At 69.6% G+C, this 15,439-nt stretch carries 15 protein-coding genes and 5 tRNA genes; 17 read left to right on the top strand and 3 right to left on the bottom strand.

The window, feature by feature from the left end; translation table 11 throughout:
• Nucleotides 1-478 precede the first annotated feature (478 nt).
• The 10 genes from ACIRD7_RS19565 to ACIRD7_RS19610 all read left to right on the top strand — a co-directional run bounded on the left by ACIRD7_RS19565 (nt 479) and on the right by ACIRD7_RS19610 (nt 6,831).
• Entirely contained in the window at nt 479-664 is a 186-nt protein-coding gene (locus ACIRD7_RS19565) for a hypothetical protein (protein ID WP_403454653.1), read from the top strand.
• A gap of 198 nt (nt 665-862) precedes the next feature.
• Nucleotides 863-1,648 (top strand): fumarylacetoacetate hydrolase family protein, encoded by a 786-nt coding sequence (locus ACIRD7_RS19570; protein WP_403454656.1) that lies wholly within the window; start codon nt 863-865, stop codon nt 1,646-1,648.
• Nucleotides 1,632-3,116, top strand: coding sequence for a glutamate--tRNA ligase (gene gltX, locus ACIRD7_RS19575; RefSeq protein ID WP_403454659.1), 1,485 nt, complete (start codon nt 1,632-1,634; stop codon nt 3,114-3,116). The genes ACIRD7_RS19570 and gltX overlap by 17 nt, the downstream gene beginning before the upstream one ends.
• A 166-nt stretch (nt 3,117-3,282) precedes the next feature.
• Nucleotides 3,283-5,496 carry a hypothetical protein gene (locus ACIRD7_RS19580; protein ID WP_403454661.1) on the top strand — a complete coding sequence of 738 codons (2,214 nt, stop codon included), beginning with the start codon at nt 3,283-3,285 and terminating at the stop codon, nt 5,494-5,496.
• Between the two features lie 36 nt (nt 5,497-5,532).
• Nucleotides 5,533-6,264 (top strand): HAD family hydrolase, encoded by a 732-nt coding sequence (locus ACIRD7_RS19585; protein WP_403454664.1) that lies wholly within the window; start codon nt 5,533-5,535, stop codon nt 6,262-6,264.
• Nucleotides 6,265-6,355: 91 nt separating this feature from the next.
• Nucleotides 6,356-6,427: transfer RNA gene (locus ACIRD7_RS19590), tRNA-Gln, on the top strand.
• Nucleotides 6,428-6,448: 21 nt separating this feature from the next.
• Nucleotides 6,449-6,521, top strand: a tRNA-Glu gene (locus ACIRD7_RS19595).
• A 29-nt stretch (nt 6,522-6,550) separates the two neighbouring features.
• Nucleotides 6,551-6,623, top strand: a tRNA-Glu gene (locus ACIRD7_RS19600).
• A 20-nt stretch (nt 6,624-6,643) separates the two neighbouring features.
• A tRNA-Gln gene (locus tag ACIRD7_RS19605) sits at nt 6,644-6,715 on the top strand.
• A 43-nt stretch (nt 6,716-6,758) separates the two neighbouring features.
• A tRNA-Glu gene (locus tag ACIRD7_RS19610) sits at nt 6,759-6,831 on the top strand.
• A gap of 180 nt (nt 6,832-7,011) precedes the next feature.
• On the opposite strand, the gene ndgR is transcribed toward ACIRD7_RS19610, so the two are convergent.
• On the bottom strand, nt 7,012-7,728 hold the full coding sequence (gene ndgR / locus ACIRD7_RS19615; RefSeq protein WP_048580622.1) for an IclR family transcriptional regulator NdgR: 717 nt from the start codon (nt 7,726-7,728) through the stop codon (nt 7,012-7,014).
• Between the two features lie 203 nt (nt 7,729-7,931).
• On the opposite strand from ndgR, the gene leuC reads away from it, so the two are divergent.
• The 4 genes from leuC (at nt 7,932) to ACIRD7_RS19635 (ending at nt 11,260) form a co-directional block, all read left to right on the top strand.
• Nucleotides 7,932-9,362, top strand: a complete 1,431-nt coding sequence (gene leuC, locus ACIRD7_RS19620; RefSeq protein ID WP_403454667.1) for a 3-isopropylmalate dehydratase large subunit — start codon at nt 7,932-7,934, stop codon at nt 9,360-9,362.
• A gap of 6 nt (nt 9,363-9,368) precedes the next feature.
• Nucleotides 9,369-9,962, top strand: coding sequence for a 3-isopropylmalate dehydratase small subunit (leuD, locus tag ACIRD7_RS19625; RefSeq protein ID WP_403454670.1), 594 nt, complete (start codon nt 9,369-9,371; stop codon nt 9,960-9,962).
• A 286-nt stretch (nt 9,963-10,248) separates the two neighbouring features.
• On the top strand, nt 10,249-10,479 hold the full coding sequence (locus ACIRD7_RS19630; protein ID WP_003997611.1) for a hypothetical protein: 231 nt from the start codon (nt 10,249-10,251) through the stop codon (nt 10,477-10,479).
• Between the two features lie 139 nt (nt 10,480-10,618).
• Nucleotides 10,619-11,260 (top strand): HU family DNA-binding protein, encoded by a 642-nt coding sequence (locus tag ACIRD7_RS19635; RefSeq protein WP_403454673.1) that lies wholly within the window; start codon nt 10,619-10,621, stop codon nt 11,258-11,260.
• Between the two features lie 63 nt (nt 11,261-11,323).
• On the opposite strand, the gene ACIRD7_RS19640 is transcribed toward ACIRD7_RS19635, so the two are convergent.
• A complete protein-coding gene (locus tag ACIRD7_RS19640; RefSeq protein WP_403454676.1) occupies nt 11,324-11,527 on the bottom strand; it encodes a hypothetical protein in 204 nt (67 codons plus the stop codon).
• Nucleotides 11,528-11,537: 10 nt separating this feature from the next.
• Nucleotides 11,538-12,230: a 2-phospho-L-lactate guanylyltransferase gene (gene cofC / locus ACIRD7_RS19645; protein ID WP_403454679.1), complete on the bottom strand. Its 693-nt coding sequence runs from the start codon at nt 12,228-12,230 to the stop codon at nt 11,538-11,540.
• A gap of 170 nt (nt 12,231-12,400) precedes the next feature.
• Between cofC and ACIRD7_RS19650 the strand changes: the two genes are divergently transcribed.
• The 3 genes from ACIRD7_RS19650 (at nt 12,401) to ACIRD7_RS19660 (ending at nt 15,424) form a co-directional block, all read left to right on the top strand.
• Complete coding sequence (locus tag ACIRD7_RS19650; RefSeq protein WP_403454682.1) at nt 12,401-13,189, top strand: lysophospholipid acyltransferase family protein; 789 nt, start codon at nt 12,401-12,403, stop codon at nt 13,187-13,189.
• Nucleotides 13,186-14,196: an NAD(P)H-dependent glycerol-3-phosphate dehydrogenase gene (locus ACIRD7_RS19655; protein WP_403454685.1), complete on the top strand. Its 1,011-nt coding sequence runs from the start codon at nt 13,186-13,188 to the stop codon at nt 14,194-14,196. The genes ACIRD7_RS19650 and ACIRD7_RS19655 overlap by 4 nt, the downstream gene beginning before the upstream one ends.
• Nucleotides 14,197-14,266: 70 nt before the next feature.
• A complete protein-coding gene (locus ACIRD7_RS19660) occupies nt 14,267-15,424 on the top strand; it encodes a D-alanine--D-alanine ligase family protein (RefSeq protein WP_403454688.1) in 1,158 nt (385 codons plus the stop codon).
• Nucleotides 15,425-15,439: the final 15 nt, after the last annotated feature.

Raw genomic sequence — 15,439 nt, forward strand, 5'->3', positions numbered from 1 at the left:
TCCCCGATGGTCGTGATGGACCGGCGCTGGCTCCCCCTTCTAGCCGCCGCTCGGCGCTCGATGCGCCCCCTGTGCGCCGGCTCGATCCTGCGGCGGTCCGTGGAATTCCAGCACAGTGCAGGATCTCCAACAAGGCCCGTAGGTCGAGCCGTGACATACGTGACACCACGTGAGGGCGAGATTACCTGCCGTAGAAACTAATCTCGCCTATATCGGACTTATGCCCGCGAGCCGCTCGTGCGCGGAAGGTGTCCCAGTCGCGATGATCAGGAGCGGAATGATGGCTTCAGGTGCCCAATGTCCGTTTCGTAGGGGTGAAATGCGAGTCGGAAATGACCGGTTTGCCCTTGGGTCCGTGAGCAAACTCACATACCGATCAGGGGCTCCTCGCGAGTTCCACCGGGAATCGCATGTTTAGCCTGGCGCTTTACAAGAGGGATGTTTCTGCCCACCCGTCACGACAGGATCCAGTGCAACCGTGAAGACGACGATGATGATCCGCACGATAGCCAACCCGCGGCGCACGACGCTGGCCCACCTCGCCGACGCGGAGGAACTGCGGATCCCGCAGCAGCCGGAGCACTCCCTTGCCCTCCCCGCTCAGACCGCGAACCCCAAGCGCACCATCCTCGAGCAGATCCCCGTCACCGCCGCCGCCCAGTAGTACGCGGCCGGGCGGCCGATTGTTCAACCATGTACCAACAATTCGTGGACCAGCACTTCATGTACGAACAATCGGCCGTGCGACGGCTTCCGCACGACGGCCGGGGCGCCCGCCACAATGGGCGAGGCGCCCGCCCCTGACCGCGTTAGCCTGGAGCGTCAGACTCCAGCCGGCTCAAGTGAGGGGCGCAGGGATCCCGTGCGCATCGCCAGATTCTCCATCGACGGGAACGTCGCCTTCGGCGCGGTCGAAGGCGACAAGCCTGACGAGCTCGTCCTCGACATCATCAAGGGCATCCCGTTCGCCGACTTCGAGCTCTCCGGCACGAAGGTGCCCCTGAGCAAGGTCAGGCTGCTGCCGCCGGTGCTCCCCAACAAGGTCGTGGCCTTCGGCCGCAACTACGCCGAGCACGCCCGCGAGCTCGGCAACGACGTGCCGGACGCCCCGTTCGCCTTCTTCAAGCCGTCCACCGCGGTGATCGGCCCCGGCGACGACATCCAGTACCCGTCCTTCACCGAGGACCTCCACCACGAGGCCGAGCTGGCCGTCGTCATCGGCCGTATGTGCCGCGAGGTCCCGCGCGAGCGCGTCAAGGACGTGATCTTCGGCTTCACCTGCGCCAACGACATCACCGCACGGGACGTCCAAAAGCGCGAGAAGCAGTGGGCGCGGGCCAAGGGATTCGACACCTCCTGCCCGCTGGGCCCCTGGGTGGAAACGGACCTGGACCTCGAGAAGGCCTCCGACCTCACCATCCAGCTCACCGTCAACGGCGAGCAGCGCCAGCTCGGCCGGACCAGCGAGATGGTCCACTCCATCGAGGATCTGATCGTCAACATCTCCGAGGCCATGACGCTGCTCCCCGGCGACGTGATCCTCACGGGCACCCCGGCAGGGGTCGGCCCGCTCAACGTCGGCGACGAGGTCGCCGTCACCATCGAAGGCATCGGCACTCTCACCAACAAGGTTGTCAAGCGTGGCTAGCGCACCCGTCCGCGTACGTTTCTGCCCCTCGCCCACCGGTAACCCGCATGTGGGCCTGGTCCGCACCGCCCTGTTCAACTGGGCGTTCGCCAAGCACCACCAGGGCACGCTCGTCTTCCGCATCGAGGACACCGACGCGGCCCGCGACTCCGAGGAGTCCTACGACCAGCTGCTCGACTCCATGCGCTGGCTGGGCTTCGACTGGGACGAGGGCCCCGAGGTCGGCGGCCCGCACGCGCCGTACCGCCAGTCGCAGCGCATGGACCTGTACAAGGAGGTCGCCCAGAAGCTGCTGGACGGCGGCCACGCCTACCACTGCTACTGCTCCCAGGAGGAGCTGGACAGCCGCCGCGAGGCCGCCCGGGCCGCCGGCAAGCCGTCCGGCTACGACGGCCACTGCCGCGACCTCTCGGCCGAGCAGGTCGAGGAGTACAAGGCCCAGGGCCGCGAGCCGATCGTCCGGTTCCGGATGCCCGACGAGACGATCACCTTCACGGACCTCGTCCGCGGCGAGCTGACCTTCACGCCGGAGAACGTCCCGGACTACGGGATCGTACGAGCCAACGGGGCGCCCCTCTACACGCTCGTGAACCCGGTCGACGACGCCCTGATGGAGATCACCCACGTCCTGCGCGGCGAGGACCTGCTCTCCTCGACGCCCCGTCAGATCGCCCTGTACAAGGCGCTGATGGAGCTCGGCATCGCCCAGCGGGTGCCGGCCTTCGGGCACCTGCCGTACGTGATGGGCGAGGGCAACAAGAAGCTCTCCAAGCGTGACCCGCAGTCCTCGCTCAACCTCTACCGCGAGCGCGGCTTCCTGCCGGAGGGGCTGCTCAACTACCTGTCCCTGCTGGGCTGGTCGCTCTCCGCCGACCAGGACATCTTCACCATGGACGAGATGGTCGCGGCCTTCGACGTCTCGGACGTGCAGCCCAACCCGGCCCGCTTCGACCTGAAGAAGTGCGAGGCGATCAACGGCGACCACATCCGGCTGCTCGACGTGAAGGACTTCACCGAGCGCTGCCGCCCGTGGCTGCAGGCGCCGTTCGCCCCCTGGGCCCCGGAGGCCTTCGACGAGGTCAAGTGGCAGGCCATCGCGCCGCACGCGCAGACCCGCCTGAAGGTGCTGTCGGAGATCACGGACAACGTCGACTTCCTCTTCCTGACCGAGCCGGTCTTCGACGAGCCGTCCTGGACCAAGGCGATGAAGGAGGGCTCCGACGCCCTCCTGCGCACCGCCCGCGAGAAGCTGGACGCGGCCGACTGGAGCTCGCCGGACTCCCTGAAGGACGCGGTCCTGGCCGCCGGTGAGGCCCACGGCCTCAAGCTCGGCAAGGCCCAGGCCCCGGTCCGCGTGGCCGTCACCGGCCGCACGGTCGGCCTGCCGCTCTTCGAGTCCCTGGAGGTCCTGGGCAAGGAGACGACCCTGGCCCGGATCGACGCGGCGCTGGCGAAGCTCGCCGCATAGCGTGTGCACAGCAAGGGCGGCGTCCGGTTCGGACGCCGCCCTTCGCGTGTACGCCCAGCCGTCGCCCGGAGTTAACCGCTCCGGCCAACTCCCGCTTCCCGAGGGCACGTTGGATGACCCTCGTGCACATGATCCGCGTGTGCACCTGTGGACAGGGGGAGGGAACGTGACTCGTTCACGAAGACTTGCCGCGGTGGCGCTCGGCGGCGCGATGGCCCTGACATGGGCCCTGCCGATCACGCCCGCGCAGGCCGTGGAGTCGCCGGTGGGGACGGTCCGGCTCGCCGCGGAGAAGCGGCCGGAGATCCGGTACGTCTGGGCCGGGGCGTCCGGATTCCAGTGGGGCTCGGTCAACGGCGGCTCGACCACCTGGTCCGACTACCCGGACTTCGTCCCGCCCGCGCACGCCGGACCGGACGACCTGGCCACCGGCACCGACGTCACCGTCGTCACGATGAGCGGTGCGACCATCACCCAGCGGCACCGCTCCACCGGTGTGACCGCGACCCTCACGATCCCGTCCGGTCAGACCTATCTGGCAGCCGTGGGCTGGAGCGCGCTGACCCGGGACACCACCGGCGCCCTGCACGTGCTGCGCGCGGCTCCCGACGGCACCACCACGGATCTGCCGGTCGTCGGCTTCCCGGCGGACGCCCAGCCCGTCAGCTACCCGCGGGGCGGCTCGGTCCGCCGGATCGCGGTCGTCCACCAGCAGGACGGCACGCGCTCCGTCGGTCTCCTCGACCTCGCCGACGGCACCTTCCGTACCTATGTCACCGGTGTGGCCGAGAACCCGGAGGTCGTCTTCAACGACCGCTGGCTCGTCGCCGACTGGAAGTCGATCCGGACCGACGCCGAGCCCGGCACCCAGCCCACCGCGATCACCCCGTGGGACCACCTCGAAGCTGTCGTCGGCGACCAGCTCCTCTTCGGAAACCCGGACATCGTCACGGGCGGCACCGAGGCCGCACTCCGAGCCCGCTCCCTGACGACCGGCGCGGTCACCACCGTGCTCAGCTCGTCGTTCGGCGGCATCGGACCGACCCTGGACGGCAGCGCCCTCGCCACCGCCGGACCGTCCAGCCTCGACTGGAACGTCCACCGGATCACCCCCACCGAGGACGGCGGCACCGCCACCGAGAAGGTCACCCAGATCCCCGCCACGGCGGCCGGCGTCCACGGACTGGCCGTCGCCGGCGGCGAGTTGCTCATCTACGGCACGACGCCCGCCGCCTCCTACCGCGTCAACAGCTTCGACCTGGACGCCACGGGCAGGCCCACCGGTCAGCAGACCAAGCGCAGCCCGGGCCTGAGCGCCGGCACCTGCCTCACCGGCGACGCCGCCTGCCCCCAGCTGGAGGCCACGGGCGACGGCCGGGTCTCCTTCCTGTGGACCAACGCCGACCGTCAGGAATCGGTCCTCAGCGTCGGTCTCGACACCACGACCGTCCGCGCCGAGCCCACCGACGGCGACTCGGGCGGCCGTATCCCCAGTGGCAGCGGCCGATACGTGCTGTACAACGGCGGCTCCGGTACCCAGCGGGTCGTCGACTTCCCGAACGGCACGACCGAGGGCACCACCGTCCTCACCCGCGCCCGCACCGCGGCCGCCGTCTGGGGCCAGGTGCTCTGGACCCCCGGCACCACCCAGGGCTCCGTCGTCGGCAAGCACCTCAAGACCGGCCAGACGGTCGCCACCGTGGCCACCGGCGCCCCCTGCACGCCGACCGACCTCCAGGCCGTCAACACCTGGCTCTACTGGTCCTGCGGCTCCACCGCCGGCGTCTACGACCGGGCGACAGGCCGCAAGATCACGGTCCCCGCCGACAACGGCCCCGCCCGCCTCGCCGACGGCTACCTCCTCCGCGAGAACCGCACCACCCACGAACTGCTGCTCACCGACTTCCACACCGGCACGGCCGCCACCCGCACCCTGGTCAAGCTGCCCAACGGGGACTGGAACACCGGAGGCAGCAACGGCCGCTGGGCCGTCGACCGCTTCGGCGGCCACGTCGCCTACCTCAACGGCACCTACGGCGAGGTGTCCGTCGTCAACAGCGGTGTCCCCGCCTCGCCGCTCGCGCAGATGGAGGCCCAGACGGACGCGGTGCCGTTCGGCCCGACGAAGTCCACCCCCTGGCAGCCCGTCTGGCAGCTCAGCAAGCCCGCCGCCTGGACGCTCACCCTGAGTAACAGCGGCGGCACGGTGATCCGGACCCTCACCGGCAGCACCAAGGGCGCCGCGGTCCGCGCCGCCTGGGACGGCCACGGGGAGGACGGCCGCCGGATCACCGGCACGTACACCTGGAAACTGGCCGCCCAGCCCCGCGACGAGGTGGGCCCCGCCCTCACTGTGACCGGGACCACGACGGTCAACTGACGGACAGATCCCCGTCGTCCGGGCTACCGTCGGATCATGGGGATTCGGGCCGTGGTCTGGGACGTGGACGACACGATCTTCGACTACACCACCGCCGACCGCGCCGGAATGCGGCAGCACTTGCTCACCGAGGGCCTGCTCGACGCCTACGACAGCGTCGAACAGGCCCTCGGGCGGTGGCGGCAGGTCACGGACGCCCAGTGGGCGCGGTTCTCCGCCGGGGAGGCGACCTTCCAGGGCCAGCGGCGTGACCGGGTGCGGGTCTTCCTGGGCGCGGAGCTGACCGACGCCGAGGCCGACGCCTGGTTCGAGCGCTACATCGGGCACTACGAGGCCGCCTGGGCGCTCTTCCCGGACGTCCTGCCCGTCCTGGACCTGCTCGCCGCCAGCCACCGGCACGCGGTGCTGTCGAACTCCAGCCTCATCGTCCAGGACCGCAAGCTGCGGGTGCTCGGCGTCCACGACCGCTTCGAGGCGATCCTCTGCGCCGCCGAGCTCGGCGTCTCCAAGCCGGAGCCCGGCGCCTTCCACGCCGCCTGCGCCGCTCTCGGCCTCGCCCCGGAGCAGGTCGCGTATGTCGGGGATCACCCCGACATCGACGGACGGGGTGCCGCGGCCGCCGGGCTGCTGTCGGTGTGGATCGACCGTGACGGGGCGTACACCAGCGACAACGGCCCCGGCGGACCGCACCGGATCGCCTCCCTCGCCGAACTCCCCGCGATCCTCGGCGCGGATACCCGTTTTGGAGCCCCGTCCACCTTCGGGTAATGTTCTTCCTGCGCCGCCGGGGAGCGGGCCGAAAGGCCGGGAACCGGAGGAGCAAACTAGAACAAGATCCCCGAAGGGGCTTGCGTTCCAGTGGCCTATGGTGTAATTGGCAGCACGACTGATTCTGGTTCAGTTAGTCTTGGTTCGAGTCCAGGTAGGCCAGCTCGCAGAGCTCATCTGCAAAGCCCCCGTTGTGTAGCGGCCTAGCACGCTGCCCTCTCAAGGCAGTAGCGCCGGTTCGAATCCGGTCGGGGGTACTGGTTCCGATCTTCTCGGAACTGCTAGGGCCCCCGTTGTGTAGCGGCCTAGCACGCCGCCCTCTCAAGGCGGTAGCGCCGGTTCGAATCCGGTCGGGGGTACGAACTGGTCTAAACCACATTGGTCTATGGTGTAATTGGCAGCACGACTGATTCTGGTTCAGTTAGTCTTGGTTCGAGTCCAGGTAGACCAGCTCGGATCTGCGGCGGTGTTCATCAAACGCTTGTAAGATCCACGCCCCCGTTGTGTAGCGGCCTAGCACGCCGCCCTCTCAAGGCGGTAGCGCCGGTTCGAATCCGGTCGGGGGTACACAGATCAAGGCCCTCCACTTCGGTGGAGGGCCTTCGTCGTTCCCCCCCCGGGCCTGTGCGTCAACCGGCCCGGGGACTCCCGCAGTTGATCGACGTCGTCGGATCCCCGCCGGTGACGGACCGGCCGCGGCGTTGAGCCCGGTCCCTTTCCGACGGGGGTACGACGACGTCGGCGTCCTCAGCCGGTGCGGCGCAGGGCCTCCGACAGACGGCCCGCCGCGTCGATGACCGCCTGGGCGTGCATCCGGCCGGGGTGTCGGGTGAGGCGCTCGATGGGGCCGGAGACCGAGACGGCGGCCACCACGCGGTTCGACGGGCCGCGGACGGGGGCGGAGACGGACGCGACGCCCGGCTCGCGCTCGCCGATCGACTGGGCCCAGCCACGGCGCCGTACGCCCGAGAGCGCGGTGGCCGTGAAGCGGGCGCCCTGCAGGCCCCGGTGCAGCCGCTCCGGCTCTTCCCAGGCCATGAGGATCTGCGCCGACGAGCCGGCCTTCATCGTGAGCGTCGAGCCGACCGGGACCGTGTCCCGCAGACCGGACAGCCGCTCCGCCGCGGCGACGCAGATGCGCATGTCGCCCTGGCGGCGATAGAGCTGCGCGCTCTCGCCCGTGACGTCACGGAGGTGGGTGAGCACCGGGCCCGCGGTGGCGAGGAGACGGTCCTCACCCGCGGCCGCGGCCAGTTCTGCCAGGCGAGGGCCGAGAATGAAACGGCCCTGCATGTCACGCGCCACCATGCGGTGGTGTTCCAGAGCCACGGCCAGCCGATGGGCCGTGGGTCGTGCCAATCCGGTGGCCGAGACGAGCCCTGCGAGGGTGGCCGGACCGGACTCCAGGGCGCTCAGGACAAGGGCTGCCTTGTCCAGAACGCCGACGCCGCTACTGTTGTCCATGCAACGATACTCGCGTCTCACTCTGTGAAACGCAAGTTCAATTTTCCGTGGAACACGCCACTCTGGAAGACACGAAGGCACAGCGGCCCGTGGACCAGAACGGGCCTGGCGGCGGGCGCCCGGAAGCAGGGGCGCGGGCGGCAGTCGCCTCCTCAAGATCTCTAGTTGGGCCGGCGGACCGTATGCCGGCCGGAGGGAAAGCGATGGGTAGGACACTCGCGGAGAAGGTCTGGGACGACCATGTCGTCCGGCGCGCCGAGGGCGAGCCCGACCTCCTCTTCATCGATCTGCACCTGCTGCACGAGGTGACCAGCCCGCAGGCCTTCGACGGCCTTCGCAAGAGCGGTCGCCAGGTGCGCCGGCTCGACCTGACCATCGCCACCGAGGACCACAACACCCCCACCCTCGACATCGACAAGCCCATCGCCGACCCGGTCTCCCGGGTCCAGCTGGAGACGCTGCGCAAGAACGCCGCCGAGTTCGGCGTGCGGCTGCACCCGCTGGGCGACGTCGAGCAGGGCGTCGTCCACGTCGTCGGCCCGCAGCTGGGCCTGACCCAGCCCGGCATGACCGTCGTCTGCGGTGACTCCCACACCTCCACGCACGGCGCCTTCGGCGGTCTGGCCTTCGGCATCGGCACCTCCCAGGTCGAGCACGTCCTGGCCACCCAGACGCTGCCGCTGGTCCGCCCGAAGACCATGGCCATCACGGTCAACGGCGAGCTGCCCGACGGCGTCACCGCCAAGGACCTGATCCTGGCGATCATCGCCCGGATCGGCACCGGCGGCGGCCAGGGCTACGTCCTGGAGTACCGCGGTTCCGCCATCGAGAAGCTCTCGATGGAGGCCCGGATGACCATCTGCAACATGTCGATCGAGGCCGGCGCCCGCGCGGGCATGATCGCCCCGGACCAGACCACCTTCGACTACCTCGAGGGCCGCCCGCACGCGCCCAAGGGCGAGGACTGGGACGCCGCCGTCGCGTACTGGAAGACGCTGAAGACGGACGCGGACGCCGAGTTCGACGCCGAGGTCGTCATCGAGGCCGCCGAGCTGTCGCCGTTCGTCACCTGGGGCACCAACCCGGGCCAGGGCGCGCCGCTTTCGGCGTCCGTCCCCGACCCTGCTTCGTACGAAGACGCTTCGGAGCGCCTCGCCGCCGAAAAGGCCCTGGAATACATGGGGTTGGAGGCCGGTCAGCCGCTGCGCTCCATCAAGGTGGACACCGTCTTCGTAGGCTCCTGCACCAACGGCCGCATCGAGGACCTGCGCGCCGCCGCCGAGCTCGTGAAGGGCCGCAAAGTCGCCGACGGCGTACGGATGCTGGTCGTCCCCGGCTCCGCGCGGGTCGGTCTGCAGGCCGTCTCCGAGGGCCTGGACGTCGTCTTCAAGGAGGCCGGCGCCGAGTGGCGGCACGCGGGCTGCTCGATGTGCCTGGGCATGAACCCCGACCAGCTGGCCCCCGGTGAGCGCTCCGCGTCCACCTCCAACCGCAACTTCGAGGGCCGGCAGGGCAAGGGCGGTCGTACGCACCTGGTGTCGCCGCAGGTCGCGGCCGCCACGGCCGTACTGGGCCACCTGGCCTCCCCGGCCGACCTGTCCGACGCCGAGACCCGTACGCCCGCTGGAGTCTGATCAGCCATGGAAGCATTCACCAAGCACACCGGCCGGGCCGTCCCGCTGCGCCGCTCCAACGTCGACACCGACCAGATCATCCCTGCTCACTGGCTCAAGAAGGTCACGCGGGACGGGTTCGAGGACGGGCTGTTCGAGGCCTGGCGCAAGGACGAGACGTTCATCCTCAACCAGCCCGAGCGGCAGGGCGCCACGGTGCTGGTCGCCGGTCCCGACTTCGGCACCGGTTCCTCCCGTGAGCACGCCGTGTGGGCGCTGCAGAACTACGGTTTCAAGACCGTCATCTCCTCGCGCTTCGCGGACATCTTCCGTGGCAACTCGCTCAAGAACGGCCTGCTCACGGTGGTTCTGGAGCAGAAGATCGTGGACGCCCTGTGGGAGCTCACGGAGAAGGACCCGACAGCTGAGGTCACTGTGGACCTTGAGGCGCGTGAGGTGCGCGCCGAGGGCATCACCGCCTCCTTCGAGCTGGACGAGAACTCCCGCTGGCGGCTGCTGAACGGCCTCGACGACATCTCGATCACCCTCCAGAACGAGGGCGACATCGCCGCCTACGAGGCGAAGCGGCCGTCGTTCAAGCCGCGCACGCTCCAGAGCTGAGCTCGGGGCCGCCCCGCTTCGGGCCGAGCCCGCGCGCAAGGCGACTTTCGGACACCGCAACACCCCCGCCGTACCCCCGATCAGCCCGATCGGGGGTACAGCCATGTCTGCACCCGAACGGCCCTGCGCCGATCCGGTACGCCCCTCAACTTCCCACGTTACGACGGGTGTTACCGGGGTACGCGAGGTAGGTGTCCACGGCTTCCGCAAGTGCCCGGAAGGCCATTTGAGGCCGGAGTTGCACCCCTGGCAGGCGACAACTCGCCCCAGATGGCACAATCTGTGCATGGAACACGACGGCCAACTCGAGCTCTATGCGGCAGTCGCGGACCAACTGAAGGAAGCGCACGCAAGGGTGCGCGCACTGCAAGTCCCGGAGGGCGTACGGATGGCGCTGACCCGGAAGCTGCTGGTCATTACGGCCGCGGCCAAACACGACGTCGCCGAAGCGACAAGGCGTCTGGAGCGGTTCATCGCGGACCTCGACGCGGGGCGATTCCCCGAAGAGGAACGCTGAGAACACCTTCGAGACAGTCGAGTCTGTTGCGGCACAAGGGTGATTAGCCCGTTTCGTGTTTGATTTGCGGTATATATCTGCCTAACGTGCGAAAAAGCTTGAACACTTTCGTTCTGGCGATGTCTCCGAAGGGGAAGACGTGAACAAGGCGCAGCTCGTAGAAGCGATTGCCGACAAGATGGGCGGCCGCCAGCAGGCCGCCGATGCTGTCGACCACGTACTGGACGCGATCGTCCGCGCGGTTGTCTCGGGTGAGCGGGTCTCGGTCACCGGCTTCGGTTCGTTCGAGAAGGTCGACCGCCCGGCGCGGTACGCCCGCAACCCTCAGACGGGCGAGCGGGTTCGGGTCAAGAAGACCTCCGTTCCGCGCTTCCGTGCGGGTCAGGGCTTCAAGGACCTGGTGAGCGGCTCGAAGAAGCTCCCGCGGGGCGGCGAGGTCGCGGTCAAGAAGGCGCCCAAGGGCAGCCTGACCGGTGGTGCCTCGGCGACGGTCAAGAAGGCCGCCGCGAAGAAGACCACCAAGGCCGCGGCGAAGAAGACGACGGCGAAGAAGACGACGGCCAAGAAGACCACGGCCGCCGCCAAGAAGACGACCGCGAAGAAGACGACGGCCAAGAAGACCACGGCCGCCGCCAAGAAGACCACCGCGGCGAAGAAGACCACCGCCAAGAAGGCGACGGCCAAGAAGGCCCCGGCGAAGAAGGCGACCGCCAAGAAGGCGCCGGCCAAGAAGTCGACCGCGCGGAAGGCTGCCACCAAGAGGACCGCACGCAGCAGGTAGAAACGCCAAGGGGCACTCACGCGCCGGGCCGGACTCTCTGGGGAGTCCGGCCCGCGGCGTTTTTCAGAAGGTCTGCAACGTCACCAGCGTGATGCGCAGCGACTCGCCCTTGCCCTCCGTCTCGATGCGGACCCGCTGGCCGGGGCGCAGCAGCCGCAGGCCGCCGGCCTCGAAGGCGGGGGCGTCGAAGGGGACGGGGGTGCCGTCGTCCAGCAGCACGCTGCCGGAGCGGGACTGTTCGTCGTAGGTGTATGCGGTGGCCTGCATGGGTGTCAGCCTATGACGGGTCGTGGTGGGGCGCGGTGGGGGCTGGGCGCGCGGTTTCCCGCGCCCCTGGGGGCGTAGCGGCCAGGCGTGCCACTGCCGCCGCCGTTCTGGGGCCTACGCCCAGGGCCAGCGCCGCTCGCAGGTCGGCTCCGGTGTCGACGTCCTGGCGTACCGAGTCCACCTCGGCGAGGCCGAGCTCCCTCGCCCCGGACTCGCGATGGCGGGCCCGGGAATCCGTGCCGAATGCCGGGAGCAATTCCCGGCCCGGGGCCGCGGTCAGCAGGGTTGTGCCGATTTCTGCCGCGTCCGCGAGAAAGGCACGCGGGAATTCCGCCGCCGAGTCCAATACCCGCGCCAATTCCAGCGGGCGCAGGGCGGGGAGGTCGGCGTTCAGGGCGGCCACCGGGGCTTCGGGACGCGCGGCGCGTACGACCGCCGCGCCGTGTGCCAGCGCCGCGTTCAGGCCGCCGCCGGGCTCGTCGGGGACGATGTGCGCGCCAAGTGCGCCCAGCTCACGCCCGGCCAGCGCGTCGTCCGTGACGACTGCCACATCCTTTACCGCGGGGCACGCCAGCGCCGCTGCCACGGTGTCCAGTGCGAAAGCGAGCGCCAGACCGGGGCGCAGCGCGTCCGCCGCCGTGTCGGAAAGCCTGCTCTTCGCCCGTGCCAAGGGCTTCAGGGGTACGACCAAGGTCCACTGCACCAGCGTTTCCGTCCCTCTCTAGTCGCGGTCATTGTCACTCAGCCGTCACCAGGGCCATCTGGTGGCGGGGGCGGCGAGGCGTACGGTGTTCTCGACAGACCGGCGGCCTGGGGCGACACTTGTGCGGCCCCCCGGCCCGACGTCCTTGATGCCTAGAGGAAGGTGCACGCGTGCCCCGCCGCAGAATCGGCTTCTGGTACCGCTTCGCCGCGGTGCTCTGCAAACCGCCGCTGGTGGTTCTGATCAAGCGGGACTGGCGTGGAATGGAGAACATTCCGGCCGAGGGTGGATTTATCACCGCGGTGAACCACAATTCGCACATCGATCCCTTCGCGTACGCGCACTTTCAGTACAACACCGGGCGGGTTCCGCGATTCCTGGCGAAGAGCGGGCTTTTCAAGAAGGGATTCGTCGGCGCCGCGATGCGCGGCACCGGGCAGATCCCCGTCTACCGGGAGACCACGGACGCGCTGAGCGCGTTCAGGGCCGCGATCGACGCCGTGGAGCGCGGCGAGTGCGTCGCCTTCTACCCCGAGGGCACCATCACCCGGGACCCCGACCAGTGGCCCATGACGGGCAAGACCGGTGCCGCACGGGTCGCCCTGCAGACCAAGTGCCCCGTCATCCCGGTCGCGCAGTGGGGCGCCAACGAACTGCTGCCGCCCTACGCGAAGAAGCCCAACATCCTTCCGCGCAAGACCCACCACGTGCTCGCGGGCCCGCCGGTGGACCTGACGGACTTCTACGACAAGGACATGACCCCGGAGCTCCTGAAGGAGGCGACCGAGGTCATCATGGCCGCCATCACCCGCCACCTGGAGGAGATCCGCGGCGAGAAGGCGCCCGAGACGACGTACGACCCGCGCCAGGAGCGCATCGAGCAGCGCCGCAGGACCGCCGCGCAGAACAGCCGGCAGACGCAGCCGAAGGCCGAGCAGGAAGAGGGGCAGGGCACGTGAGCAAGCCCGTCAAGGCGGCAGTCCTGAGTGCCGGTTCGTGGGGTACGGCCTTCGGCATCGTCCTGGCCGACGCCGGCTGCGACGTCACGCTGTGGGCCCGCCGCCCCGAGGTCGCCGACGCCATCAACTCGACCCGGACGAACCCCGACTACTTCCCGGGCGTCGAGCTCCCGCAGGGTGTGCGGGCCACCACCGACCCCGCCGAGGCCATGGCCGGCGCCGACTTCACGGTGCTCTCCGTCCCCTCCCAGACGCTGCGCGCCAACCTCGCCGAGTGGACCCCGATGCTGGCGCCGGGCACGGTCCTGGTGTCCCTGATGAAGGGCGTCGAACTCGGCACCACCATGCGGATGAGCGAGGTCATCGAGGACGTCGCCAAGGTGGGCCACGACCGCATCGCCGTCGTCACCGGCCCCAACCTGGCCCGTGAGATCGCCTCCCGCATGCCCGCCGCGGCCGTCGTGGCCTGCACCGACGAGTCCGTCGCCCAGCGCCTCCAGGCCGCCAGCCACACGCCGTACTTCCGCCCGTACACCAATACGGACGTGGTGGGTTGCGAACTGGGCGGAGCCGTGAAGAACGTGATCGGCCTCGCCGTCGGCATCGCGGACGGCATGGGACTCGGCGACAACGCCAAGGGCTCGCTGATCACCCGCGGCCTCGCCGAGACGACCCGGCTCGGGATGGCGCTCGGCGCCGACCCGCTGACGTTCTCCGGACTCGCGGGCCTCGGCGACCTGGTGGCCACCTGCTCCTCGCCGCTCTCGCGCAACCACACCTTCGGCACCAACCTCGGCAAGGGCATGACCCTCCAGGAGACCATCGCGGTCACCAAGCAGACCGCCGAGGGCGTCAAGTCCTGCGAGTCCGTGCTGGATCTGGCCCGCCGGCACGGCGTCGACATGCCGATCACGGAGACGGTCGTCGGCATCGTGCACGAGGGCAAGCCGCCCGTCGTCGCTCTCAAGGAGCTGATGTCGCGCAGCGCCAAGCCCGAGCGACGCTGAGCGACGCCTGGGGGAATGCCCCCCTCCGGACGCTGACTCGGCCCCTACGGGCGGGTACGCTCAACGCGATATGAGCACCGAGAACCTCCCCCAGAGCCCTGACCAGCCGCAGCGCAAGCCGCGTGTGGCCGTCGTGTTCGGCGGCCGCAGCTCCGAGCACGGGATCTCCATGGTCACCGCCGGCGCCGTACTGCGCGCGATCGACCGGACGAAGTACGACGTCCTGCCGATCGGCATCACGCAGAGTGGCCGCTGGGTGCTCACCGCCGACGAACCGGAGCGGATGGCGATCACCGAGCGCCGTACGCCCAGCGTCGAGCAGCTGGTCGAGTCCAGCGAGGGCGGCGTGGTGCTCCCCGTCGACCCGGCGAGCCGCGAAGTCGTCTACACCGAGCCCGGATCGGTGCCCAAGGCCCTCGGCGAGATCGACGTGGTCTTCCCGGTGCTCCACGGGCCCTACGGCGAGGACGGCACCCTCCAGGGCCTGCTGGAGCTCTCCGGCGTGCCGTACGTGGGTTCCGGCGTGCTCGCCTCGGCCGTCGGCCAGGACAAGGAGTACATGAAGCGGGTGTTCACCTCCTTCGGGCTCAAGGTGGGCCCGTACGTGGTGATCCGGCCGCGCGAGTGGGAGCAGGACGAGTCCGCCGCCCGCAAGAAGATCATCGACCTCGCCGGCGACCACGGCTGGCCGCTCTTCGTGAAGCCCGCCCGCGCGGGTTCGTCGATCGGCATCACCAAGGTCGAGGACCTGGCGGGCCTGGACGACGCGATCGCCGAGGCGCAGCGGCACGACCCGAAGATCCTCGTCGAGGCGGCCCTGCGCGGCCGGGAGATCGAGTGCGGCGTCCTGGAGTTCGAGGACGGCCCGCGCGCCTCCGTGCCCGCCGAGATCCCGCCGCCGGACGCGCACGCGTACTACGACTTCGAGGCCAAGTACATCGACTCCACGCCCGGCATCGTGCCGGCGCCGCTGACGCCCGAGGAGACGGCCGACGTGCAGCGCCTGGCCGTGGACGCCTTCGAGGCGGCCTCCTGCGAGGGCCTGGTCCGCGCGGACTTCTTCCTCACCGAGGACGGGGAGTTCGTGATCAACGAGATCAACACGATGCCCGGCTTCACGCCGATCTCGATGTACCCGCAGATGTGGCAGGCGAGCGGGATCAGCTACCCGGACCTGGTGGACCGGCTGATCCAGGCGGCGCTCAGGCGTTCCACCGGCCTGAGGTAGGCCCCGTACGGCTCG

Source organism: Streptomyces sp. NPDC093568, assembly GCF_044764945.1.
Lineage (GTDB): Bacteria > Actinomycetota > Actinomycetes > Streptomycetales > Streptomycetaceae > Streptomyces.

Bases quoted from the DNA above. Each gene is read 5' to 3' on its own strand.
- ACIRD7_RS19640 (WP_403454676.1), bottom strand. From the start codon at position 11,527: ATGCAGGCCACCGCATACACCTACGACGAACAGTCCCGCTCCGGCAGC.
- ndgR (WP_048580622.1), bottom strand. From the start codon at position 7,728: ATGGACAACAGTAGCGGCGTCGGCGTTCTGGACAAGGCAGCCCTTGTC.
- ACIRD7_RS19630 (WP_003997611.1), top strand. From the start codon at position 10,249: ATGGAACACGACGGCCAACTCGAGCTCTATGCGGCAGTCGCGGACCAA.
- leuD (WP_403454670.1), top strand. From the start codon at position 9,369: ATGGAAGCATTCACCAAGCACACCGGCCGGGCCGTCCCGCTGCGCCGC.
- ACIRD7_RS19585 (WP_403454664.1), top strand. From the start codon at position 5,533: ATGGGGATTCGGGCCGTGGTCTGGGACGTGGACGACACGATCTTCGAC.
- leuC (WP_403454667.1), top strand. From the start codon at position 7,932: ATGGGTAGGACACTCGCGGAGAAGGTCTGGGACGACCATGTCGTCCGG.
- ACIRD7_RS19660 (WP_403454688.1), top strand. From the start codon at position 14,267: ATGAGCACCGAGAACCTCCCCCAGAGCCCTGACCAGCCGCAGCGCAAG.